The organism is Phenylobacterium sp. J426 (assembly GCF_024699945.1).
In the GTDB taxonomy this organism is placed as follows: domain Bacteria; phylum Pseudomonadota; class Alphaproteobacteria; order Caulobacterales; family Caulobacteraceae; genus Phenylobacterium.
In genome coordinates this window covers 224312-248328 of the sequence record NZ_JAJOMY010000002.1, presented here as the reverse complement: position 1 = coordinate 248328, position 24017 = coordinate 224312, and the positions used below count along the sequence as shown (strand labels likewise).

Below are 24017 nucleotides of genomic sequence, written 5' to 3'. Positions count from 1 at the left end.
CAAACAGGTCGCTATACGTTTGCGGGTCTAGAGCCCGCCTATCGGATACAGAATCTGGCACAGCCAGCTGGGGAGCGCGCCTCGGGTGATTCTGCCGGGTCGGGACGACACCTCCTATGCGGCCCCGCGCGTGAGACGTCGAGGCTCGGCCTGTAGCGGTCCGCCAACCCTGATCAAGATCTGAAAACGCCGCTGCGAACGCAGCGGGTTGATTCCAAGATTCCATGATTCAGATTCAGCACGGGAATATCGCGCAAGAACAATAGCTTACCCGGGGAGTCCTGACCAGGCGGGGGAGGCGTCCTGACCTGTTGGGGGCCTGATCCTGACCGCGCGGGGGGCGAGCCTGACCGCCCGGGGTATCCTGACCGATTGGGGGCCGCGCGGGCGGTCCAACCGTCCTGACTTGCCTTCTCAGCCGAGGTCAGGAAAGCTTGGCTTCGAGGTGGCGAGAGTCTCGATGGAAGAGTTGGTCGACAGCGGCGAAGGCCCGGGTGCGGGTGAACACATCCCCGGCCGGGCCATGCGGGTGGCTCAGGCCCTGCGGCTCCGCGAAACGAGTGAGTTCGTCAAGCCTGGCAATCTTGTCGAGGTCCGTTTCGTCAAGGGTCAGTCGCTCAGTCTCACCGCGTCCCGCTTGCTGGCGCTGATGATCCTCACCGCCGGCGGCGACGCCTGGCGGCCGATCGCGCATAGGATGCGCAAGTCGGACATCCGTCGGGGCCACAAGGGCAACGAGCGGATCGCCGACATGTTGGAGGAGTTGCACCGCACGCTGTTCGCCATCGACGATCTATCGTGGCGGGGCAAAAAGGCGACGAAGCGCTTCCCCCTGATCCAGTCGTCGCGCGAAGAGGTGGAAGAGGATGGCGGCGAGCGAGGTTGGATCGAATGGGAGTTCACCCCAGACGCCCGGCGCCTGATCCGCGAGTCAGAGACCTATGCGGTTCTGAACCGGCAGGCTGTGCTTGGCTTCCGCTCGACCTACGCGCTCCGCCTCTATGAAATGGGCGCCTTGCGCATACACCGCCGGCAATCGACGTGGCGGGGCGACATGATGGCGTTGCGCGCCGCCTTTGGCATCGCGCCGGAGCTCTACAAGGATTTCGCCCAGCTGCGGCGTAAGGTGTTGGAGCGTGCGAAGGCTGAGATTGATCAGCTGGCGCACTTCACGGTCGAGTGGCGGGAGGTGCGCCGCGGGAGGGCCGTCGTGGAGATTGAGTTCTCGTTCCAGGCGAAGGATGCGCCGGAGCAGCTCGCCGCGGTGGCGGAGAACGAACGCCATTCTGGAGGGCGCCAGGCGCGCCGTGATGGCGTTGTCGAACTGGTTGTGGAAGCCGGGCCGACCATGCCGCGCCCTCCGCCGAAGCACGCCGCTCGGATGGCGCCCTCCCCTTCCCTCCCCGCGAGTGACGGTTTCCCGGAAGGCTCCGTGCGCTGGACCAAGACGTTCGCACAGGTCGCTCACGCTCACGGGGGAGGCTGGGATATCGATCTGATCGCCAGCGCCTACCGCGAGCAGATGGGGGATCGTCTGGGCAAGCTTACCGGCCAGAAACTGATGAAATCCTGGACCGGATTCTGTCAGGCGTTTGCAGCTCGGCGTGGCCGGCCCTGAGCCGAATTGCACGGGTGCAATTGGCGCCTGACGTGATCCGGGCACCCGATGGCGCGCGCCGCGTAAGCGGGGCTTGGTCACCGACACAGCGTGCTGAAGTCGTGGGGGGTTGCGAGCCAAGAAGGCCTGTGTCCTCCGTGGCTGTGGCGGATGACCGGCGAGGCGGGCTGCGTCCGCGGAGGCGGTGGGGCGCCGCCGCGAACCTCATCGGCGGTCTGCCGCCGTTGCTCGTTGCTGGCGATCTAGCCCATACGACATGAGTCAGGCCGGGCTCCGCGAGCAAGCCGCTCGACAGCCACGGCAGGTTCGGAGCCGCCCGTCGCGAAGCTTAACGTTATGCCACGCGCGCCTGTCCCCCATGGCCCGGGGATTAGCGCGCTCGGTCGGCGGCCTCGCGCTGCAGTTGGTTTCAGCCTTCGCCAGCGTCTTCCTGGCCGCCGTCTTGCACCGGTGCAATCTTGTGCGCCCGGGACGGTGCGGGCGTTGTTTTAGATCGCTGGGCGGCCCGCTGGTCGGAGGTTTGTGAGGCCCCCCAAGGGGTCAGGAAGCCGTCGATCCGGGATTGGATCCGAGGGCGGTCAGCCCCCGTGGACAGGCCAACGACGGATCCGCTGCCCCCAATCGGTCAGGTTGGCGGCTCGCCAGATCCAGAGAATCAGCTTTTTCTCCGGAAACGCGCGTTAACGGCCGATTTACCCATCGAACCTTAATCGCATTACCCGTCACTTTCGCATTCTTCGTCAGCCCGAGGGAGAATTCGAAAGTTGGAGGACCCTTGCAGATGATGGCGAACTTGGCTGAGGTCGGAACTCCGTCTCTGGCGGGGCCTGTGGCGCAACTGGCCCGGCGTGCGTCCAGCGTGGTCTCCAATTTGCGGGACGCCGCCCGCGCCGCGCGCTCCGGAACGCGGCGGGAGCCGACCTTTTCGATCAGCGAGGCTGCGCGTCTTGTGGGCCGCACGCCAGCCGCCATCCGCGAGGCGGAGAAGGATGGTCGGCTGCCAGAGTCATCAAGGACGGAGACCAACCGTCGGATCGGCTACACCCTCGCCCAGGTCAATGACATGCGCGGCGTGTTCGGCACCCGCCCGTGGCGGGCGCCCGAGGATCCGTGCGCCGTGATCGCGGTGCAGAACTTCAAGGGCGGCGTGGGCAAGTCGACCATCTCTGTCCACCTTGCGCAGTATCTCGCCATCCAGGGCTATCGCGTGGCCTTGATCGACTGCGACAGCCAGGCTTCAGCCACGACCCTCTTCGGTTATGTTCCGGATCTGGACCTGGACGAGGACGAGACGCTCTACCCCTTCCTGCGGCAGGAGGAGATGAGCTCCCTCGACTACGCTCTGAAGAAGACCCACTTCGATGGCCTGGAGCTCATCCCAGCCAATCTGCGCCTCTTCCAGTCGGAGTACGAACTGGCCGCCCGCATGGCGCGGGGAGGGGGCCGGCTGCTCGATCGGCTCGCCCAGGGCATCGCGTCCGTGGCGGACCGGTTCGACGTGGTGATCCTCGATCCGCCGCCGGCGCTCGGCGCGATCTCGCTGTCGGTCCTGCGCGCCGCCAACGCCCTGGTCGTGCCCGTGCCGCCGACGGTGATGGACTTCTCCTCAACCGCGGCCTTCCTGGCGATGCTCGACGAAACCCTCCAGGAGCTCGCGACGCGGGATCTCGCGCCGGCGCTAAACTTCATACGCGTCGTGGCGTCGAAGGCCGACGAGAACAAGTCGATGCAGAAGGAGCTGATCGCCCTTATGCGTCAGGTGTTCGGGCATGTGATGATCCGCACGCCGCTGAAAGACTCCGCCGAGATCGACAATGTGACGGCGCGGCTGATGACGGTCTATGAACTGAACAATCCGATGACCAGCAAGGCGGTCCGGGATCGCTGCCTGACCTACCTCAACGGCGTCAATGAGGAGATCCTTGTCGATATCCGGGCCACTTGGCCCAGCCACGGCGAACGGCTGCGCAAGGCCGGCCTCGCATGATGGCTTTCAACAAGGCGCCGGCGACGGCGTGGAATTGCACCTGTGCAATCGGACAGGGGAGGGGGCTCCAATGAGCAAGAACCGCGGCTTCGCCGCAGGCCTCGCCGGCGCGTTGGAAATCGATCCGCCCGCGCCGGAGCCGCAGCAAAGCCGGCTGGGCATCGGGGTTCTCGCCGGACGAAGCAACCGTCTCGCCGAACTGGCGTCGGGCGCGGTCGTGGCCCGACCCGTCGAGCTCGTCGACCCAGCCCGCTGCCGGATCTGGGCTGAGCATAACCGCGACTACGACCGCCTGGACGAAGCGCGCTGCAGCGACCTGATCGAGAGCCTTAAGGCTCAAGGGCGGCAGGAGATCCCGGCGATCGTCCGGCGCGTGAAGGATGATCCCGCCGTCGATTTTGAGGTGATCTGCGGCGCTCGCCGACACTGGACGGTGAGCTGGCTGCGGGCCCACAACTATCCTGACTTCCGCTTCCTCGTAGAAGTGCGGGAGATGACGGACGAGGAGGCCTTTCGCGTCTCCGACCTGGAGAACCGAACACGGGACGATCTCAGTGACATCGAGCGGGCGCGAGATTACCTCCGGGCCCTAGACCGTCACTATCAGGGCCGCCAAAAAACCATGGCCCAGCGTCTCAACGTCTCTGAAGCCTGGCTGAGCCGGTATCTCGATCTCGCGCGGCTTCCCGCCGACCTGGTCGCCGCCTTCCCCGACCCCCCATGCGCTCAGGATCAAGCACATCACACTCCTCAAGCCGCTTCTTAAACCGGAGCCGCAGCGCGACCGGAGTGTTGAACGCCGCCCGGGCCCTCGCCGTCGCGAGCGGGGAGGGGCTGTCGCCTCAGGACGTGATCCGTCGCTTGAGGGACGCGGCCCAGCCTCCAAAAGCATCGGGCACCCCCAGGAAGTCAGGAACGGCCTCCGAAGGCCTCGTGCGAAGCGCCTCCGGCAAGCCGGTGTTGCGGGTGGACGCACACAAGCGCAAGGAGCTTCGTTTGACACTGATGCTCGGCGGCGGTGCGACACGCGAGGAGGCGGAGGCGGCGCTTCACGACGTCCTGACACGATACTGGCGGGACGTATCGACCTAGTGGCGTCGGGCTTGACGTATCCAAGCGCTCCATGCCGAGCGTGGGACGCAACCTGGGCCAAACCGAAATCCGTCGGCGCCACTGAGGTTCGCCCGCGCCTGCTGAGCCCGGCCACCGTCGCCGGCTTGTCAACGCACAGGGGCGCGCCTGCGCGCTGAGGGATGGATTGGGGCGGAAACAGCGCTTCAAGCGGCGACGCGGCGCCCCGGAACCAATGCCAAGTCCAACGCCTTCTGTCTGCCATGATGGAACAAAGCCATATGGGCGGCCAGGAGGAGGGGGAGTTCTTCCTTCCGCTGGATCGCAAGAGCCTTGGTCTCGGTGCGGCGGCTGTCCTCACGGCCGTTGGGGCGGTCGTGGGTTGGGTTCAGCTTGCCACGACGGTCCTGGCGTAGGTGTGCGCGCGCCTTCTCGCGTTTGGTGGCGCGGTTCGAGCGGCGATGAAGACCGGCGTCGGCTTCGCCGCGCGGAGGTTCTGGCTGGTGCGTCTCGACGGCGAGGCGACCGACCTCAGCTCGCCAGAGCGATATAGCAGCCAGCGATGTCGCGGAATCTGAAGTTCGCGGACGCCTGCCGCCGCGCGGTCGCCGGTGACCTCGCCGCCTTCCAGCGCGCCTAGTTCGTTGGGCGCTGTTGGCGGTGTCATTGTCTGCGATCTAACCGGCGCATGGATCACCAAGGCCGCGGCCCACGCCGATCACGACGCCCCAAGCTTCGAGTCGGTCGTTCTCAGCTTCTGCCAGGCCCAGGTTTGGAATGCCGCTATCCCGCCCGGCGTGCTGACTTCTGGCGCGGACGCCCAGACCACAACCATCTTCGCCGGCGCTGCTGATGAGGAGGCGTTCCGGGCTTTCATCGCGCGCTCGCGAGGCTGCGTGTCGTCAGCGCGGGGGCGAACCTGGCCCGTGCGTCGAGTCAGCGTCGGCCACGGCCGATCGCCTAGAGCCGGTCGGCCCAGCGGGCGATTTCCGCGAGTAATTCCCCGAATGCAGGCTGGCCGCGGTAGTAGAGCGCCGCGGAGCGCGCATAGGCTTCGGCGAGGGCGGCCCGTAAGTCGGGGTCGTTGAGGCGGAAGGCCTCGTTTTCGGCGATGGCCATCCCCTTATCGGCGCCGGAGAAATCAGCTTCCTTGTGGGCGTGGTAGGCGTCAGTGCCGATGAAGGCCTGGACCTCCGCATCCTCCAGCAGGCAGAAGACGTCGTAGTAGTGGCGCATGAAGTTTGGCGGAAACGCGCCGCCTTCCTGCTGTTTGCGAAACTTCGTCGAGATCGCCTGGAGCTTCTCCACCAGGGTGTAACCGGGGTGATAGCAGGCCACGTCGATGGCGCGGTTGTCGATTACCTCAACCCCGGACGCGACCGCATGGTCGTAAGCCCACGAACTGATGGTGTGGGGCGCGTTCGGCTGGACGTTGGCGAAACCGACCTCAAGCAGGATGCCATCCTTCAGGCCGTCGATGGGCCCGCCCAAGGTCGGGTAGCGCAGCCGAATTCCGCCGCTGAAGAACCGCTCGTCATCAAAGGCGCGGTCTCGTTCGACGGCCGTGACGCCGTCGATGGCGATCTTGTCTGCCAGCCCATCGTAGAGCGCCTCACGACTGGCGAGATGCGGCGGTTTGGCCTGGTTCCTGTTCGTCGAGACACCGGCGCCCGCTTCAGGCTCGATGCCGAGGTCGATGTCTTCCGAGAACCGGTCGATAATCCCAAGCCCCTTGGAGAGGGATGTCCCACCCTTCAACTCGAAGGTCAGTCCTCGCTGCTGGAGGCCATGGAGACAGGCATGATCCAGTAGTCCTTCTCGACGAGCAAGACGTCGATGCCTTGGGCCTCAGCAACGATCCGTAGCAGGTCGGCGAACTGTGGATGGTTGTGCAGATAGTCAGCCATACGCCCGCGCAGCGTGCAGGGCCTGGTCGAAGAACTTGCGCGTGGCGACCTTGCCGTAGTCCTCGGCGGCGCGCTTGACGCGGGCGGCTGGATAACGCTGCGCTGCGTCCTTCACCCTCGACAAGGTGGCGGCGTTATCTTCGCCCAGTTCGCTGAGGTTGTTCACCAGATCGACGAGCAGGAACTCTGAGGTTAGCTTCGCCGGCAGGCGCGGCTTCATGCGAAACTCGAACTCCCGGCCGCCGAGTTTGAAGCGGCCATGGCGCTTGTGATTGTAGACCACAGTCTTGTTATGGAGCTGGGTCGTGCCGACTCCGAGGCCATTGTAGAGGTTTGGCGAGACCTTGAGGTAGGGCGACCCCTTAAGAAAAGCGTTTAGCAGCGCCTCGTCATCCACCGGCGCCTTGCCAAAAGCTGTCTGCTTCGGAACCGAGTACAGTCCACCGGACAGCTTCACCAGCTTGCCGTCACGCAGCGACGCCTGGATATGCCGGTCAACGGCGCTGGACCATTTCGCCAGGTCGGCGCGCCGGTAAGCCTTCCCTGGGCGCAAGCGCTTCTGAAAATCTTGCAGCTTGCTCATGGCGTCCGAGGTAATGCCAAACCGTTTTACAGGCAAGGAATTTCATTGAAAATCCATGCAAAGCACGCCTGCCACGCCGACTAGGTCCCGAGTCAGCTGCTCACAGAGCGTGGAACGATTACGCTGCTGGCCCAGTCGCTTCGCCGGAGTCATGCTGCGTATCATTCGGAACCGGCCGTCAGGCGCCGGCGCGTCAGCGTCTGTCTTGAGCGCTGGAACCCAAAACCCCGGCGGCGCCGGCAATCGGTAAAGCCGATGCTCGTCCTTCCAGGGGTTGGTGGAGGCCGTTCACCTTGCCCCTGACGGCGTCCGAGCGGTCACGGTGAGCAATGCGGAACGAGCGCGGAACGGGGTCCCGTGGGCCCCACCCGAAGCCGGCTCAAGGGCGTGGCGCTCGTGGTGCTCGGCATGCACCGGTCGGGCGCCTCGGCCTTGACCCGCGCCTTGTCCATGGCGGGGGCGAGCCTGCCCGTCAGCTTGATGCCGCCTCAGCGCGATAACCATCAGGCCATTGGGAGCCGCTCAAGATCGCGCATCTGAATGACCGCATTCTGGCCGACCTCGGGGTCCGCTGGGATGATCCCGGCGTGCGCGACGTGGAGGAGAAGATCGCGGTGCTTCGGGATCTCTGGCTCCCCGCGGTCCGTCGCGCTCTGCGCAAGGCCTTTCCGGGACCGGCGCCGATCGTGTTGAAGGATCCACGCATTTCCGTTCTGCTGCCGCTGTGGCAGGACGCCTTGCGCCTGGAAGGCTGGCGCGAGGTTCGTGTTGACGCTGCGTTATCCGGGCGAGGTCGCTGCGTCCCTTGCGGCGCGCAACGGGTTTTCTCCCGAAAAGGGTTGGCTCTTGTGGGCGGCCTATACGGTGGCGGCTGAAGCCGGGGTGGAAGATGCGCTCGTTGTCCGGGCGTTCTATGATCAGCGCGTTACAGCGCCCGCGGCCACGATCGAGCTTGTCGACACCGGATTGGGTCTGGTGGAGCCCTAACGGCGCAGGCCGTTGCGCCAGCCCCGGGGACGTTCCTCGCGCCGCCGCTTCGGCATCATGGTGCGGAAAGTCCCGTCACGCCTGAGCATCTGAAGCCATCGCCGAACTTTACGCGGCTATCGTCTCCTCAACGTCCTCACGGAACAGCCGCGTCGATGCGCTGTCAGACGCGAAACGGCTCTTGGCGCAGCGGCATCGAGAACGCAAGGCGTCTGCTCCACGGCGCCGATGCTGTGCCAGTAGATCAGTGCGCCGGAGGGGTTCTCGACCCGCATGCCGAACGTCGTCGAGACCGTGAAGGCGTTCTTCGGGCGCGAGCTCCACGAAGGCGTAAACCCCGCACGCGACCCTGGTCTGGGGCGCCGCGGTCCGGCGGCCTGTGCACATGTTGCGCAAGACCGGAAATTGCGCAAAGATACGCAGGCGTGGCCCCGAGCTCGGTTCGCGCTCCGATATTCAACCAGATGGCATCAGTTGCGCAACGGAGGAAGTAATGAAGCGGTCGGCTTGGATCGGCGCTGCGCTCGCGCTGTCAGGGGGCGCCGTATCGACCGCCACAGCCCAATCGATCGGCTACCTCGAAAACACCTATGTCCAGGTGAACCTCGGCCTCGGTGTCGCAGGCGAGTCGGACATCGACATCGTCGGCCCCGACCTGCGGGGCCGGATCGACACCGATCTGGAAGCAGGGCCCTTCGTGAGCGCGCTCGTCGGCAATTCCTACACCAGCGGGCTCGCGCTCGAGCTCGAAGGCCTCTACGCGGAGAACGATCTCGACACCGACGAGGTGAGCCGCGCCCTGCAAACGGATTTCGATGTCGAGAGCCGCATTTACGGCGGCTTGGCCAATGTGAAGTACGAATACGTCAACGAGAGCCCGCTCTTCCCTTACGTGGCGGCCGGGCTTGGGTATGGCGAGACCCAATACAGGGTATTTCGTGACACCGGCAGCTCCGACGGCCTTTTGTGGCAGTTGAAGGCGGGCGTGGCGGTGCCGGTCAGCTCCAAGGTGACGATGGATCTTGGCTACCGCTTCCTGCGCTCGCCAGACTACGAGACCTCGGCTCGGGTCAACTACCAAGGCAAGCTTTACGACGCGAAGTTCAAGGCCGCCACCGGCGTTCACACTCTCAGCACCGGGGTCCGTCTCGCCTTCTAAGGGTTGGGTAGGGGAGGGGGCGCCTTAGAGGCGCTCCCCGAACGTCGTGATTCGACGCCACACGTCACCCTCAGTGACGAAGTCCCCACCTCGCGCTTGAACGGTGACCTCAATATGCCCGCTTCGGCGCAAGCCGTGGGTGTTGACTAGGTCTGGGGCGAGCTCAAGGAAGTCGCACTGCAGCGGCTCCCGCTGGACAACGCCGATGACGACACACTCCTCATGACCGTAAGGGATGGCGAAACGGTAGGCCTCGCCGTCCTCCTGCGCGGATGCGACGTGGAGCGAATAGTGCGCGCCCTTGATGATCGCATAGAGATCGATCCGCGCGCCGGCGCGAGCGCGTGGATCTCCCTCTTCCGGGAACGCCGGGTGGCCGCCCGTCATCTGGATGAAGCCCGCGACCACGTTGACCGCGCCGTCCGCCATGGCGTTGCGAATCTTGCGTTCGCGCGGATCCAACTCGGGCTCCACGCCAAGCGCCAGCCAGGCCTCGTCGACATCGAGAAGCTTGGCCAAAAGCCGGATCTTGTCCGGGCGCGGGCGCGCCACGCCGGTGAACCACTTGCTGACGGTCTCATTGCTGACGCTGGTGTCGAACCGCTGGTCCAGCTGCTGACGCACCCAGGCCTGACGGCCGTGGTTGTAGGCGGGGACGTGCGAATTCTGGTCGCAGGCTTTCTGCAGGCGGAGCGCAAAGGGGCGGTCCCGCGCATTGCGTTGCACGGGTCCAGAGACGACTGGACTGGCGTCAGCCGCGCCCGCCGCGGAACCCGGATCTTCAAGGGGGCGCGACGGCGCGGTTAGGTTTGGTCAATGGCGTTCCCCATTCTGGCCAGCGCGCGCCAAAGCGGCGCTGCCGACATTGTCGCCGCATCTTGCTATTCAGGCAACAGTTGTTCGGCGGTCGGATAATCCAGGATGGTTTCCTGCCGGCGTTTCGCTCAGAAAATAGGGGATAATATGTCCAAGCGGCTCAAGATCGGCATTCTGCTCGCGGCAGGGATCGCCGGTGTTCCCATGTCCAGAGCTGCGGCGGGGGAAATCTTGAGCGGCGTGGCGGCCCATGACGTCAACGTCGGCATCGCCACCGACACCCGGGAGGGCGGCGTCGACGCTCAGCTTGGCTATAGAACGGGTCCCGTCGCGGCGCTTGCGCGGTTCGGAGCGCCCGACGCCTACGGCTACATCTCGCTGAACTCCCGGCATCGCACCAATTTCGCGGCGGCAGGCCTTTCCTGGCGCCTGTGGCTGGGCAGCGAAAGCAAGTTGTACGTCAAGCCGGGCATCGGCGTCGCCGTCCACGACGGCTATGTTGATCTGCCGCCCGAAGAGCCTGGACTGGCCAACGCCGAGATTATCCGTCGCGCCGAGATCTACCGCACGCGCAAGCCGTACGGCTCGCGGTTCATGTTCGAGCCATCTGTGGCTATCGGTTGGCGGGCCGCCGATCGCGTCAGCCTCGAGGCCTTTTACGCCCATCTCAGTCACGCGAAGCTCGGCGGGAACGACAATCCTGGCGTCGATCTTCTTGGGCTGCGCCTGGCCTATCGGCTCAAGGATTGAACATGCCCTTGGCGGTAAAGCGCTGAAGTTGCTCCTTAACCGACCAGCCGCGCTCCTGGCTATCCGTGGAATCTTGCGTTAAACGCAACTTCGTGCTTTACTCGACTTGCATTTCGCGCCGCCGCCCTGGATAGTTGCGGCGGCGTGTGGAGCGAACGGGGGGCTCGCATGGGGTATGGGGGTGTCGGTTCTCGGCGGTCAGCCGCGGGGCCGTCGTCATGAGCACAGGTTTACGGCGACGCGCCCCAGGGGGCGTCTTGATCGCGATTGGGGTGCTGCTCGGCGCGGCGCTTATCGGCTATGGGGTCTGGCGTATGACAGCGCCTGAGCCGGGGGCGGTGACGCCAGCCAAGGCGGACGCGCCGACCTTTCGGGTGGTCACCGCGGCGCGTTCGATCAGCCGCGGCCAGGTGGTGTCAGTGGAGGATCTCCAGACCACCACAGTGCTGGGCGCAGCTCCGCCTGGCGCGCTCACCGCGCCCGCCGACGCGGTGGGTAAGGTGGCGGTCGCCGATATCCAGCCGCAGCAGCTGGTGCTTTCTTCGCTGATCTCGGCCGATCCGGCCGCCGCCGGACTGGCGCTGCTTGTGCCGATCGGCCAGCGGGTCATCAGCGTCGACACCACGGACGAGATCGCCGTCGCCGGCTTCCTGCGTCCTGGCGACATCGTCGACATCGAACTCGTATTGCCGGGCGATGCGATCGCGACCCGCGGAACCGGAGGCGACCTCAGCGAAGCGCGCACGCTGCTGCAGAACATCCAGGTCATGACAGTGGGCGCGAGCCGCCGGCGCGGAACGTCACCCTGGCGATGCGACCGGACCAGGTGTCCCAGTTCATCCTGGCGCGGCGGATCGGCCGCTTCTATTTCAGCCTGCGGCATCCAAACGACCAGGCGCTATCGGCGGAGCACCGCGCGCGGATAGCGACCATCCGCGGGGCGCCCACGCCGGCTGGAGCGGCTGTGGCGCCCGTTTCGGCCCGTTCGCCCGCGCCGCCGCGCGCGCCCCGGCCGATCGAGCTGGTGGTGGGCGGCCAGCGGCAGGTTCTTTATCCGGGGGATGGGCGATGATCCGCGCCGTGATGTTCACCATCGTGGCCGCGTGGGCGGCCCTTCATGCCGGCGCAGCGTCGGCCGCGCCGATCGAACTTGAGGTTGGCGACAGCCGCATGGTCTCCACCCGCAGCGACATCACCCAAGTGATCGTCGAGACGCCGGACGTGGTCGCTACCTCCGCTCCGAGCGCGCGGCGGCTGCGCATTACGGGCCAAAAGCCCGGCCGGACTTCGGTGACCGTGGTGGCGGGCGGCGCGCGCATCAGCCACAGCGTTCAGGTCCTGGAGGCCGGCGCCATCGACGCCGCGGAGCTCCGCCGGCGGCTGGCCAAGTATCCTGAGTTAGATCGCATCAACGTCGACAAGCGTGGGGACGCCTATGTGCTCTCCGGCGCGGCGCCCAATGTGGCCGCCCATGCGCGGGCCCTGGCCCTGGCGGAAGCCTTTGCGGGCGAGAAGATCACCGATGTGATCCAGGTGGAGGGGGGCCAGATGGTCGCCGTCGACATTCGCTTCGTGGCGATCTCGGATTCCACACTGAAGGCGCTCGGATTCAATTTCTCCAAGCTGGGCCAGGGCTTCGAGTGGGCCGTCACCGGGCCAAATCAGCTGGGAGAGTTCAGCTTCGGCGGCGCAGACGGCTCAAGCGTGGGTGCGAGCCCGCCGTTCGGCGAGGCGTTCAACATTCTCCTGCGAGATCGCAGCCAAGGCGCGCTCGGCATCATCAGCGCGCTCTCGGATGCAGGGCTTTCTCAGGTCCTCGCACAGCCCACCCTGCTGACGCGGTCTGGCGAGCCGGCGGACTTCCTCGCCGGTGGCGAGGTGCCCATTCCCGTGCCGCAGGGCGGCGGCGCGTCGGGGGCCATCGCCATCGAGTATCGCGAATATGGCGTGCGGCTCTCCGTCGAGCCCTATGTGCTGAGCGATCGCCGGATCGTGCTCAAGCTCGCCCCGGAGGTCAGCGAACTCGACTACACGAACCGCATCGCAATCCAGGGTTTCAGCATCCCAGCTTTCCGGCGGCGTTCGGCGAATACGACGGTGGAACTGGGCGACGGGCAGAGCTTCGTGATCGCCGGGCTCACCTACGAGAACAGCAACGTCAATGACAGCAAGCTTCCGGGCCTCGGAGACCTGCCCGTGCTGGGCGCCTTCTTCAAGACGGCGCAGCGAAGCCGGGAAAAGCTGGAACTGATCATCGTGGCGACGCCGCGGCTGGTTTCGCCTTTGGATCCGGCCGTCGTGACGCCTCTCCTGCCCACGGCGACTGAACAACCCCGCCTGGTCGACAGCGTCCTCAACACCCGCCCGGTGGAAGAGCGCGCCGCCCGGTTCGGGCTGAGCCGCTAGCTCATGCAGCGGGTCGCTCTCATCAGCCAGGACGAGCTGTTGCACCGCCGCCTGGAGGCGGCCGGCGATGGTTTCGCCGCCCTCAGCCGGATTTCCGGCCCATTGAGCGATCTCGCTCGCGAGCTCGCGACCTTGAAGCCCGCTCTCGTGCTGCTGGCGTTGGACGATCAGCACCCGGCCGCGCAGGCGCCGGAGATCATGTCCATCGTGACCTCGGTGGATCCGAACCTCTCGGTCGTCGCCTTAGGCGACAGCCGCAACGCCCAGGACGTGCTGTCCACCATGCGCGCCGGGGTGGCCGATTTCCTCGAGCGCGAGGATGCCGTGGATGCGCTGCGCGAACACCTGGAGCGGCGGCTGGCCTCGGCGGCGGAGATCCAGCGTGGAGAACCCGGGGCTTTCTCGGTCGTGCTGAACGCCCAGCCAGGCGGCGGGGCCGGCCTCTTCGCCCTGAACCTGGCCATTGTCCGCGGGCGCAAGCACCACGAATCCCTGCTCGTCGACTGCCATCTTCCAGCCAGCGAAGCAGGCGCGGCGCTGGACCTCACGCCAACCTACACTATGGCGGACGCCGTACGCGACGCCGGCCGCCTAGACCGCACGCTCCTGCTCTCAGCCCTGGCCCAGCATCCAGGATCCGGCCTGCGGCTGCTGCCGCTGGCCCTCCGAGCCACCGACGACACCTCGCTGTCGCCGGAAGCCTTCCTCCAGGCCCTGCGCGCGATACGGCCGCTGTTCCGGGAAACGGTGCTTTATGCCGGCGGTATTCGACACCCGCTCCTACTGGGCGCGGTCGTCAGTTGGGCCTCAAGCGTGTTCCTCGTGAGCCCGCAGAAGTATACGGCGCTACGAGATGCGAAAGACTTACTTCTGTCGCTGCCGCATGACTTCGACGTGCGACGCCGGGTCACGTTGGTCGTGGATGAATACAGCCCTATGATCAATGTGTCGCCAGAGCAGATGCAGGCGACACTTGGGTTGGAGCGGGTCGTCCGCCTGCCAGCCGCACGGGATGAGCTGATCAACGGCCTCAATCTCGGCCGCGCTATGGTGCTCGAGCACCCGAATTCCGCCTATGCGGCGGCCATTCAGGGCGCGGCCAGCGGTGAAGCGGGCGGCGCGGAGCCGAAGCTTGGCGAGGCGGTGCGGCGGGTGGCGCAGCGCATTCTGAAGAGGCCAGGATGAGCATGGGCGGCATCACCGGCGGACTGACGATCGCGACGGAGGCCTCCAGCGCCGCCGCTGGCAATCTGAGCCTGTCCGACTTCTATCAAAGCACCAAATTCGCCATCTTCAGCCTTGTCCTCGAACAGCTGGAGACGCTGGGGCTCACGGCGGAGAAAAGCCAGCCGCGCGCCATTCGCAACGCGATCGAAGACTGTGTCCATCGCTACGCGGCCACCGAAGGCCTGGCGCTCAACTCAACCGAGCGAGTGCGTCTGGCCGACGAGCTCTACCAGGAAGTCAGCGGGCTTGGTCCGCTCGACCCGCTCCTGCGCGACCCCCTGGTCGACGACATCATCGTTAATGGCCCGCGGCAGGTGTTCGTGGAGCGCGGCGGCAGGCTGTCCAGCGTGCCGGTGCGCTTCCGCGACGACGCGCATCTGATGAACATCATCCACCGCATCGTTGGGCCGATCGGCCGTCGCATCGACGAAGCCAACCCTTATGTCGACGCCCGGCTCCCGGACGGGTCACGTGTCAATGTGATCATCCCGCCTGTTGCGCTGGATGGGCCGATGGTTTCGATTCGCAAGTTCAAGCCGCAGCCGATGCTGGGCGAAGACTATGTCCGGGCCGGGTCGATCAGCCGCGACATGCTGGACTTCCTAGCCAATGCTGTGGCGTCGCGCCTGAACATCCTGGTGAGCGGCGGCACCGGCTCGGGCAAGACGACCCTGCTCAACATGCTGAGCGGCTACATCGATGATTCCGAGCGTCTGATCACCATTGAGGATGCCGCGGAGCTCCGCTTGCGTCAGGAGCACGTCGTACGCCTCGAGACGCGGCCTGCGAACGTGGACGGGGCCCGGGAAATCAGTTCGCGCGACCTGATGCGCAACGCGCTGCGGATGCGTCCGGACCGTGTCATCCTCGGCGAAGTCCGCGGGGCCGAGGCGGTCGAGATGCTGCAGGCGATGAGCACCGGGCACGACGGCTCGATGGCGACGCTGCACGCCAACTCCGATCGCGATGCGCTCGGCCGCCTGGAGATGCTGCTGGGGTTCGGAGGCCTGAACGGCGAGATCAAGACCCTCCGGCGCTTCATCGCCAACAGCATCCAGCTGATCGTCTTCGTGCAACGTATGGCCGATGGCCGGCGCCGGGTGACCTCCATCTCTGAGCTTACCGGACTGGAGGGCGAGGCCTACAGCCTCAATCAGCTCTACCGGTTCAACGAACAACCGCCGCTGAGCGGGCAGGGCGAGTTCGAAACCATGTCCGCCCGCCCCTTTTTCGCTCATCGCCTCAAGACAGCTGGCGGGCCCCCCCGCCTCTGGGGGGCGACGAAACTATGATCGTCGCCACCGTTCTGCTCGGTCTCCTGGCGCTGGCCGCCGCCGGCGTGTTGGCGCTGCGGCGGGCGACCGCGCGCCGCCAGGCGGAGGCGATTGTCGCCAGCCGGCTGGACACGCTCAGGCTCGAAGGGCTCGATCGGACGCCGATCCGAACCGACTGGGTGGAGACCCTGATCGCGGCGAGCCCCCGCTCCATACGCTTGGCCGTGGCCCGCGCGGATCTGCGGGTGGGGCCTGGCGGCGCAAGCCTCTACCTCGCCGCGGTGGCGGCGATCGCTCTGCTGGGGCTCCAGCTGCTGGGGCCCATCGGGGTCCTGGCGGCGTTCGTCGCCGGCGGCGCGCTGCCGGTCCTCCTGCTCTACCAGCTCGCCAACTATCGAATGGCCGCGTTCGTCGAGGCCTTGCCGCACTACCTCGACGCCATCCGGCAGCTCCTCGTCGTGGGGAACTCATTCCAGCAGGCGCTCGTGCGCGCCACCGAGACTGCCGGAGGCCCGGTGGAGCGCTATCTCGCGAGCGCCACCCGCCGCGTCCAGAACGGGGCGCCGGTGGCCGAAGCCCTGGCGGCGGCCGCGGAACGCGTCGAGGTGGCGGAGCTGCACATGCTGGTGACGGCGGTCCGCACCAACATGCGGTTCGGTGGCGCCATCGGTCCGATCCTCTCGGATCTTGCCGCCATCCTGCGGGAGCGTAAGCGGGTGTCACGCGAGCTGAAGAACGCCACCGGCGAAACGCGGATCAGCGCCACCATCATCGCCGCCTTGCCTGTGGTGGCGGTGGCGATCGTGGCGGTGCTCGATTTCGAATACATCAGCTTCCTCTGGACACAGCCCGAAGGTGTTCGGTTCGTCGTCATCGCGCTGATCCTGCAGGGGGCGGGGCTTCTCGTCATGCGGCGGGTCATGAGGCTCGACTTCTGATGCTGGAGAGCTTGCTTCTTGCCCTGCTGGCGCTCTCCAGCCTAGCGATGATCGCCCTGGGCGGCGTCCGCCTGGTCGGCGAACAGAAGGTCGCCGAGCGGCTCGACGCCATCCAGACCGCAGTCGAGGCGCCGCCGTCCTCCGATTGGAAGGTCCGCGTCGGCAAGCTGCTGGTGCTGGGCCCGCAGGACCGCGAGGAGATCAGCCAGCTGCTGTTCGCGGCCGGCCGGCGGGAGCCCGACGCGGTGTTCCAGTTCGCGGCGCTGCGACTTGGGCTCGCGTTGCTGTTGGCGCTCGCCACAGCGCTCGCGGTCTGGCGGCTCAACGCGGCCTCGCCGATCGCCCGCCTCGCGCCGATCCTGATGTTCGGCGCCGCCTTCATCGGCGCAAAGCAGGTTCTGGGCCTCATGGCCGGCGCCCGTCGCCGGCGGGTCAGCGCCGAGCTGCCCTATACCCTCGACGTGCTGCTGATGATGCTGGAGGCCGGCGTCAGCCTGGACCAGTGCTTCCGCACCTTCGCGGAAACCGAAGGGCGCGCTGCGCCGATCATGCAGGCGGCCGTGGCCGGGCTGGTGGCCGACACTCAGCGCGGCATGCCCTACGACCTCGCCCTGACCCGCTGGGCCGACCAACTGGGGATCGAAGGCGCGCGAGAGCTCGCCGCGGTGTTCCGTCAGTCGCTGGCGCAGGGCACAGAGTTGTCCGGCGCGCTGCGCGCCTTCGCGCACGAGTTCTCAGAACGTCGCGTGTTCACCGCCAAGGCCGCAATCGCCCGGAAAAACGTGCAGATGACCGTCGTCATGATGCTGTTCCTGCTGCCGGCGCTGATGGTGATCCTCGCCGGGCCCGCGTTTGTGCGCTTCTCCGAAGTCGCAGGAGTCCTGTCGAAATGAAATGTACCGTTCTCATCATGGCCGTGGCGCTTGTGGCCTCGGCGAGCCCCGCCCTAGCGCAGCCCGCGCCCGAAGCCAACCAGGCGCTCCGGTATCCGCCGCAAGGCGCCAGCGCTCGCGATATTGTGGCCCTTCAGCTCTCCACCCCATCGCGTGCGGCCCCGTCGAGCGGACGTGAGGCGGCGGACGTCGTCGCGCGCCATCGCCAGTCGGCCGGCAAGCTCATCGCGCCCGCGGACCGCACGCCGAGCCGGGTCAAATGATGCGCGGCCGTCGCCAGCTTTCTGGCGGCGCGGGCGACCGCGGCGCGATCACCCCGATGACGGCCATCCTGATGCTGGTCGTCTTCGGGGTGCTCGGCGTCGCCCTAGATAGCGGCCTGTGGTTCCTGAAACGGCGGGTTCTGCAGTCCGCCACGGACGCGGCGGCCATGTCGGCGGTGCAATGGCGCGCCGACGGGGCCGCCGCCAGCGTGATCGAGGCGCAGGTTCGGGCGATCCTGCTCCGCAACGTGACCTTCGCCGAAGACCTGGAAGCAGCGTCCGTCACGACCGAGCTCGGCTACTATTGCCGGAGTGAGGTGACCGCCACAGACCGTGGCTTCCGCGCCAGCCCGAGCTGCGCCAGCGGGGACGTCGCCGAAGCGGCCCGCGTCACCGCGTCCGGGACGCCGCCGATCATTCTTTCGGCGCTCTATTTCCGGGGGCCCGCTTCACAGCTGCGCACGACGGTGACGGCAGTGGCTGCGCGGATCGACGAGGCGGGCGTGCGGATCGGCAGCGGACTGGCCAATCTCGACACGCAGCGCTCCGCCGCGCTCAATGCGATGTTCGCCTCCCTGCTTGGCGGCGGGGGGGTGTCTCTGGACGCGGTCAGCTATCAGGGCTTGGCCGCCGCCTCCGTCGACGTCCTGCCGCTGCTGGAGGAGCTCAACGTCCGCGCCAACTGCAAGGCTGGGACGTACGGCGAGCTGCTCGATTGCCAGGTCCCGGTCGGCGACCTGCTGCAGGCGGCCGTCACCGTGCTGAGTTCAAACGGCGCTGGAGGCGGGAGTCTCGCACAGGCTCAGGCCGACCTGAACACCATCGCGGCGGCCGTCACCGCAGCCTCGGGGGCCCAGCGGGTCCGGGTAGGGAATGTGATAAGGGCGGACGTTTGGGACCGTGTGGGCCTCGGGGCCGCCGAGAGCTCCACAGCGCTGGCGGCGGGCGTCAACGCCTTCGATCTGGCGATCGCAGCGGCTCAACTGATCGATGCGCAGAGCACCGCAAGCCTCAACGTCTCGGGGCTGGGCGTCACGACCGTGCAGGCGCAGGTCGTGCAGCCTGCGCAGTTCGCCGTGGGACCAGAGGGGACGACGGTGCGAACCGCGCAGGTGCAGTTGGACGTCGGCGCGACGCTGAATCTCAACTCCTATGGCCTGAAGCCGTTGAGCTTGAGGGTCGAGGCAGCGCCGGCAACCGCCACGATTACAGACATCCAGTGCGCCGGCGGCGCAAGCGGCATGAACCGTGTGCGCGTCAACGCCACGCCGGCTGTCGCCTCGGTGGGGTTGGCTCAACCGATCGAGCTCAACGTGCTCAGCTTGGCGGGGCTAAGCCTCGCGCGTCTGTCGGTTAACCTCGGGTCGGTCTCGAACGGAACGCCGGCGACGCTTGACTTCCAGGGTAGTCAGATCGGCGTCCCGCCGGCGTCTGGAACCATCCAACGGACTTCGAGCAATGCCGCGAACTTCAGTCTTCCGACAGCCGCGGTCGCGGTCACAGTGCTCGGCCTCGACCTCACCGGCCTCGTTCAGCCGGTCGTCAATCTGCTGCTCAGCGTCACAAACAATGCGCTGACCCTGCTGACGCCCATCGTTGACACCCTGCTCGCTGCGCTCGGCGTTCAGGTCGGCTACGCAGATGTGAGCGTCACCGGCTTGCGCTGTGGCCGGCCGGTTCTCGTGACGTGATCAAGCAGTTGATCCCGCACAGCGCAGCCCAGTGCAAGGTGCGACGTGTATATCTTGCACCCCGCGCTGCGCCGCGAGGATTTGGCGAAGATGTCGCAGGTAATCGTATTGCGCATGAGCTCGTGCTCGGGTTATAATTTTGGAGTGGCGCAGGCCACGTGAAGCTTAGGGGGTCCATCGTGTTGAAGTCTATCATCGCTCGTACTCGCACTTTCGCTCGCGACGAAAAGGGCGCAACGGCCATGGAGTACGCCATCATGGCGGTGTTGGTGGTGGTTGCTCTGGTCGCCGTGGCGGGGACGATCAACGGCACCTTCACAAACACGTTCACCAACATGGGAACGAAGGTCAACGCGAACATGCCTGGCTGATGGCATAGAGCGGCCGGGCTTGCTTCAGATGCCGTCGCCAAAGGACCGCGAACGGGGCGCCGTCGCGCTCGAGTTCGCGGTCCTCGCACCATTCTTGGTGCTCCTGATCGTGGGGGCCATCCGCTACGCACTATATCTTTCGGTGTACTTGGCCGTGGTGCACGCCACCTCCGAGGGCGCGCGAGCGTCGGTTGGCGGCGCGACGTCTGCACAGCGCTTAAGTCTCGCCCAAGCACGGGTCGCCGACGTTCTTGCGTCCTACGGCGCATTGGTGCGGGCTGGCACCGCAACCGTAACAGCCGTGGCGGACCCCATGGGGCCGAACACCTATAGAGTTCGTGTCACCTACGACGTGCGCAATCTTGATTTCGGACCGGATTGGGTGCCGTTGCCGAACGGCGGTACGCAAATCGCCCATTCGGTTTCTGTCGCGAACGGCTGGTACGGCTCGTGAGCGGACTGGCGCTCGTCGCCACCGGCGTATTGATCCTGCTCCTCATCCCCGTGGTCGCCATCGACCTCCGCGAGCGGCGAATACCCAACGTACTAAACCTCTCGATCGGGCTTCTCGGCGCCGCGTTCGCCTGGGCCAGAGAGCCAGAACTTGCGACGCTTGGCGCATTGCTGCTGGGCGCGTTGCTGGCGCTCGGGATCTTGCTGGCCGCGGTGGGCGTGTTACGGCTCCTCAAGCGGCAAGGGCAGCTCGGCGCCGGGGACATTAAGTTCCTTGTGGCAGCCAGCTTCTGGGTCGGCGCCTCCGGCGCCGCCTGGACTTTTGTCGTCGCCAGTCTGTTGTCAGTCCTGACCCTTCTGGTCTTAGCGCCCTGGCGTGGCTGGAACCCAAGGGAGTCCGTCCCGTTCGGCCCAGCGCTGTCGGCGGCGCTCCTGACCGTCTTCATCGCTCGAGCGGTCATCTAAGATGATGGTCCCCGACGTCCGATGTTGAACTCGGGCTGCGCCGTCCGCACGTGGACCACCGCCCACCGGTCCGCATAAAGGCGCCGCCAGCCCGGCATTGCATCCATCGCGTTTATGGCTCCGCGGCCAGGGCGGAATATCGTCCATTCGATTTTGTAACGATCTATCGCTGCGGCGATCGCCGCCCCTATCACCCTGTTCCAGGTCGATGTAACGGCTGACAAAAGCGTCGCCATACATGTCCGCGCGACCGTCAATAAAGGGGCGCACGCCCTGGAAAATCAAATAACCGCCGAAATCGTAGTCGTTGAGCACAGGGCGTCGGCGGAGCTCTTCGCTGACGGACTGGAGAGCTGAGCGTGGCGCTTGAGGGGCGTCAGTGTCGGTGCGAGGCGCTAGGACTGTAAAGGCCGCCAGGATGGTCGCTCCGCCTGCGATCAAACCTAGACCGCCTCGTCGACGTCTCGCCGAGGGTATCGGTTCGCCTTGGAAGGCGGGCGCCAGGAGCAGTGGTCCTACCGCGCCGAGCACGAACTGATGGCGCGCGTGTCGCAGAGCAAGGTGGAGCAGACCGAGAAGCATCAGTAGCCGGACCTTGGGCAGGCGAGCGCCTCGGGAGAAGGCGGCGAAAAGCACTGCAATCAGGACGATCTCAAGTGAGGAGACCTTGGAGAAGTCGACCGGACGCCACTCATTGATGTTCGGCAGAATCGCCATTGAACTGATGGTGAACGGATGGATCACGCCTGCCAAACCGAACGGCGTGAACAGGCACGCGAGACCCGCCGCGAGACCAAAAGCGCCCCAAGTGCGGGCCACCGCGAGGCGATTGGCGCTACCGAGCCAAGCTTCAGCGGCGAACCCCGCAGCGAGCACCAGACCCAATATATATCCGCCATGCATGTTGGCCCAGAGCGTCATCAGAAGCGCTGTCAACAATGGCGGAGCGCGTTCAGCTGCCCGCGCTCGGAGCAAGATGAGAACCCATCCGACCAAGAGCGGCATGGCTAAGAGGTGTGGGCGTGCCAGCAAACCCGGCCCCGCACACGCAAGGGTCAATCCTCCGAACGCGAGTAGCGCCGGGCCCTGAATGTAGCGAGAGGCGTGATCGACGATGAGCCACAGGCTGATAGATGCCGCGGCCGCGAAAAGTATGAGCAGTCCGGCCCAGCCGGCGACGCGCCACACCCCCGCCATGACAGCCTCGGAGAGCCATTCATGAGCGATCCAGGCCTTTCCCGGCACCGTGAAGGAAAAGATGTCCGACGTCGGCGCGCGGCCATGCTCCAGAATCCAGCGCCCAGCAGCCACATGCCAGAAGGTGTCCGGGTCACTCAATGTGGCCGGCGCAAAGATGATCCAGGCGGCAGCCCCCAACGCGCACAATGCGACCGACAAGTCGTCTAACGCTCGGCGCCTGGGCTCTGAAGCAATCATGATCGTAGGCGAGCCGCTGGTTGCGCGGCGTCGTAGCGTGTGACGTGTGCGGGCATCTGGCGAGCCTAGCCAGCATCAGACGCTTGTCTATCGTGCACCTGATGCGGATCGCAAACCATCGCGCGCCAACCCTGCGAGCGCGATAGACCTTCCGTGTGGACGCGACGTACAAGGTCACGCCTCAAGTCGCCTTAGCTTGCCGGAGCGCCGATGCTGCCTGCCCCTCGCGCCGACCTTGTCCCGAATACCTTCGATTACGAAATGCAGCCGCTGGTGAAGGCCACCGGCTTCCGGGAGTACGATGCGCGCTGGCTGTTCGGCCCCGAGATCAATCTGCTGGGCGTGCAGGCGCTGGGCCTGGGCCTCGGGACCTATATCCAGGAGCTGGGCCAGAAGCGGATCGTCGTCGGTCATGACTTCCGCGCCTATTCGCTGTCGATCAAGCAGGCGCTGACCATCGGCCTGGTGGCCGCGGGCTGCGAGGTGCTGGACGTCGGCCTCTCGGTCTCGCCGATGGCCTACTTCGCCCAGTTCGACCTGGACGCGCCGTGCGTCGCCATGGTCACCGCCAGCCACAACGAGAACGGCTGGACCGGCGTGAAGATGGGCGCCCAGAAGCCGCTGACCTTCGGACCCGACGAGATGGGCCGGCTGAAGGAGATCGTGCTGAAGGGGGAATGGGTCCAGCGCCCCGGCGGCTCGGTGGAGCACGTGCCGGGCGTGGCCGAGCGCTACATCGCCGATGCGGCCAGCCGGGCCAACCTGACGCGGCCGCTCAAGGTGATCGCCGCCTGCGGCAACGGCACGGCCGGGGCGTTCGCGCCCGAGGCCCTGCGCCGGATGGGCGTGGCGACCGTGATCGAGATGGACTGCGATCTCGACTTCACCTTCCCGAAGTACAATCCGAACCCGGAAGACAGCGTGATGCTGCACGCGATGGCCGACGCGGTGCGCAAGTACGGCGCCGACGTGGCCCTGGGCTTCGACGGCGACGGGGACCGCTGCGGCGTTGTGGACGACGAGGGCGAGGAGATCTTCGCCGACAAGATCGGGCTGATGCTGGCGCGCGACCTGTCGGCCCTGCACAAGGACGCCACCTTCATCGTCGACGTGAAGTCGACCGGCCTGTTCGCCACCGACGAGGTGCTGAAGGCCAATGGCGCCAAGACGGTCTACTGGAAGACCGGCCACAGCTACATCAAGCGCAAAACCGCCGAGCTGGGCGCGCTGGCCGGGTTCGAGAAGAGCGGCCACTTCTTCTTCAACCCGCCGATCGGCCGCGGCTACGACGACGGCCTGGTCGCGGCGGCCGCCATCCTGTCGATGCTGGACCGCAACCCGGGCAAGAAGCTCTCGGATCTGAAAAAGGCCCTGCCCGTCGCCTATACCTCGCTGACCATGAGCCCGCATTGCGCCGACGAGGAGAAGTACGGCGTCGTCGACGACGTGGTGCGCGAATACACCGACTTCGCCAACGCCGGCGGCACGATCCTGGGCCGCAAGATCACCGACCTGGTCACCGTGAACGGCGTGCGCGTCGCGCTCGAGGACGGCTCCTGGGTCCTGGTCCGCGCCTCGTCGAACAAGCCGGAACTCGTAGTGGTGGTCGAAAGCACCCAGTCCGACGACGACATGCGCCGGCTGTTCCGCGAGGAGGTGAAGCCGCGCCTCGCGAAACGGTCACAGGTGGGCGCCTACAACCAGGAAATCTGATCCCGGCG

The 24017-nt window shown here is 66.2% G+C and carries 22 protein-coding genes; 17 read left to right on the top strand and 5 right to left on the bottom strand.

Annotated features, from left to right (window positions below):
- The first annotated feature begins 460 nt into the window (after positions 1-460).
- From LRS10_RS22810 to LRS10_RS22800, 3 genes are all read left to right on the top strand, one after another.
- A complete protein-coding gene (locus LRS10_RS22810) occupies positions 461-1618 on the top strand; it encodes a replication initiation protein (protein ID WP_257839457.1) in 1158 nt (385 codons plus the stop codon).
- An 829-nt stretch (positions 1619-2447) separates the two neighbouring features.
- The gene (locus LRS10_RS22805) at positions 2448-3605 is read left to right on the top strand and encodes an AAA family ATPase (RefSeq protein ID WP_257839456.1); all 1158 of its coding nucleotides are present in this window, start codon (positions 2448-2450) and stop codon (positions 3603-3605) included.
- A 70-nt stretch (positions 3606-3675) separates the two neighbouring features.
- Positions 3676-4371, top strand: coding sequence for a ParB/RepB/Spo0J family partition protein (locus LRS10_RS22800; protein ID WP_257839455.1), 696 nt, complete (start codon positions 3676-3678; stop codon positions 4369-4371).
- Between the two features lie 1265 nt (positions 4372-5636).
- Here LRS10_RS22800 and LRS10_RS22795 read toward each other — a convergent pair.
- Genes LRS10_RS22795 through LRS10_RS22785 form a run of 3 tightly spaced genes read right to left on the bottom strand, consistent with a single transcriptional unit; the run spans position 5637 to position 7166 of the window.
- Entirely contained in the window at positions 5637-6434 is a 798-nt protein-coding gene (locus tag LRS10_RS22795) for a nucleotidyl transferase AbiEii/AbiGii toxin family protein (RefSeq protein WP_257839454.1), read from the bottom strand.
- Positions 6435-6442: 8 nt separating this feature from the next.
- On the bottom strand, positions 6443-6583 hold the full coding sequence (locus LRS10_RS22790) for a hypothetical protein (RefSeq protein ID WP_257839453.1): 141 nt from the start codon (positions 6581-6583) through the stop codon (positions 6443-6445).
- Positions 6576-7166 (bottom strand): hypothetical protein, encoded by a 591-nt coding sequence (locus LRS10_RS22785; RefSeq protein ID WP_257839452.1) that lies wholly within the window; start codon positions 7164-7166, stop codon positions 6576-6578. Before LRS10_RS22785 ends, LRS10_RS22790 begins: the two co-directional genes overlap by 8 nt.
- Positions 7167-7934: 768 nt before the next feature.
- On the opposite strand from LRS10_RS22785, the gene LRS10_RS22780 reads away from it, so the two are divergent.
- Positions 7935-8153, top strand: coding sequence for a hypothetical protein (locus LRS10_RS22780; protein ID WP_257839451.1), 219 nt, complete (start codon positions 7935-7937; stop codon positions 8151-8153).
- 385 nt (positions 8154-8538) lie between these two features.
- On the top strand, positions 8539-9312 hold the full coding sequence (locus LRS10_RS22775; protein WP_257839450.1) for an outer membrane protein: 774 nt from the start codon (positions 8539-8541) through the stop codon (positions 9310-9312).
- Between the two features lie 24 nt (positions 9313-9336).
- Here the strand turns inward: LRS10_RS22775 and LRS10_RS22770 are convergent, their stop codons facing one another.
- Positions 9337-10038: a helix-turn-helix transcriptional regulator gene (locus tag LRS10_RS22770; RefSeq protein ID WP_257839449.1), complete on the bottom strand. Its 702-nt coding sequence runs from the start codon at positions 10036-10038 to the stop codon at positions 9337-9339.
- Positions 10039-10233: 195 nt separating this feature from the next.
- Here LRS10_RS22770 and LRS10_RS22765 point away from each other — a divergent pair, with 195 nt between their 5' ends.
- From LRS10_RS22765 to LRS10_RS22715, 11 genes are all read left to right on the top strand, one after another.
- Complete coding sequence (locus LRS10_RS22765; RefSeq protein WP_257839448.1) at positions 10234-10878, top strand: acyloxyacyl hydrolase; 645 nt, start codon at positions 10234-10236, stop codon at positions 10876-10878.
- A 257-nt stretch (positions 10879-11135) separates the two neighbouring features.
- Entirely contained in the window at positions 11136-11804 is a 669-nt protein-coding gene (gene cpaB, locus LRS10_RS22760; RefSeq protein ID WP_257839447.1) for a Flp pilus assembly protein CpaB, read from the top strand.
- Positions 11805-11946: 142 nt separating this feature from the next.
- Positions 11947-13284 carry a type II and III secretion system protein family protein gene (locus LRS10_RS22755; RefSeq protein WP_257839446.1) on the top strand — a complete coding sequence of 446 codons (1338 nt, stop codon included), beginning with the start codon at positions 11947-11949 and terminating at the stop codon, positions 13282-13284.
- Positions 13285-13431: 147 nt separating this feature from the next.
- Positions 13432-14469 carry a hypothetical protein gene (locus LRS10_RS22750; RefSeq protein WP_257839445.1) on the top strand — a complete coding sequence of 346 codons (1038 nt, stop codon included), beginning with the start codon at positions 13432-13434 and terminating at the stop codon, positions 14467-14469.
- Positions 14466-15803: a CpaF family protein gene (locus LRS10_RS22745; RefSeq protein WP_257839444.1), complete on the top strand. Its 1338-nt coding sequence runs from the start codon at positions 14466-14468 to the stop codon at positions 15801-15803. The genes LRS10_RS22750 and LRS10_RS22745 overlap by 4 nt, the downstream gene beginning before the upstream one ends.
- On the top strand, positions 15800-16723 hold the full coding sequence (locus LRS10_RS22740) for a type II secretion system F family protein (RefSeq protein ID WP_257839443.1): 924 nt from the start codon (positions 15800-15802) through the stop codon (positions 16721-16723). The genes LRS10_RS22745 and LRS10_RS22740 overlap by 4 nt, the downstream gene beginning before the upstream one ends.
- The gene (locus LRS10_RS22735) at positions 16723-17616 is read left to right on the top strand and encodes a type II secretion system F family protein (protein ID WP_257839442.1); all 894 of its coding nucleotides are present in this window, start codon (positions 16723-16725) and stop codon (positions 17614-17616) included. The genes LRS10_RS22740 and LRS10_RS22735 overlap by 1 nt, the downstream gene beginning before the upstream one ends.
- A gap of 262 nt (positions 17617-17878) precedes the next feature.
- Positions 17879-19570, top strand: coding sequence for a pilus assembly protein TadG-related protein (locus LRS10_RS22730; protein ID WP_257839441.1), 1692 nt, complete (start codon positions 17879-17881; stop codon positions 19568-19570).
- 158 nt (positions 19571-19728) lie between these two features.
- The gene (locus LRS10_RS22725; protein ID WP_308238037.1) at positions 19729-19941 is read left to right on the top strand and encodes a Flp family type IVb pilin; all 213 of its coding nucleotides are present in this window, start codon (positions 19729-19731) and stop codon (positions 19939-19941) included.
- Between the two features lie 28 nt (positions 19942-19969).
- On the top strand, positions 19970-20395 hold the full coding sequence (locus tag LRS10_RS22720) for a TadE/TadG family type IV pilus assembly protein (protein ID WP_257839554.1): 426 nt from the start codon (positions 19970-19972) through the stop codon (positions 20393-20395).
- On the top strand, positions 20392-20859 hold the full coding sequence (locus LRS10_RS22715) for an A24 family peptidase (RefSeq protein WP_257839439.1): 468 nt from the start codon (positions 20392-20394) through the stop codon (positions 20857-20859). Before LRS10_RS22720 ends, LRS10_RS22715 begins: the two co-directional genes overlap by 4 nt.
- Here LRS10_RS22715 and LRS10_RS22710 read toward each other — a convergent pair.
- Entirely contained in the window at positions 20758-22257 is a 1500-nt protein-coding gene (locus LRS10_RS22710; RefSeq protein ID WP_257839438.1) for a hypothetical protein, read from the bottom strand. The two genes, LRS10_RS22715 and LRS10_RS22710, sit on opposite strands and share 102 nt — an antisense overlap.
- 249 nt (positions 22258-22506) lie before the next feature.
- Here LRS10_RS22710 and LRS10_RS22705 point away from each other — a divergent pair, with 249 nt between their 5' ends.
- Positions 22507-24009 (top strand): phosphomannomutase/phosphoglucomutase, encoded by a 1503-nt coding sequence (locus LRS10_RS22705; RefSeq protein ID WP_257839437.1) that lies wholly within the window; start codon positions 22507-22509, stop codon positions 24007-24009.
- The last annotated feature ends 8 nt before the right edge of the window (positions 24010-24017 follow it).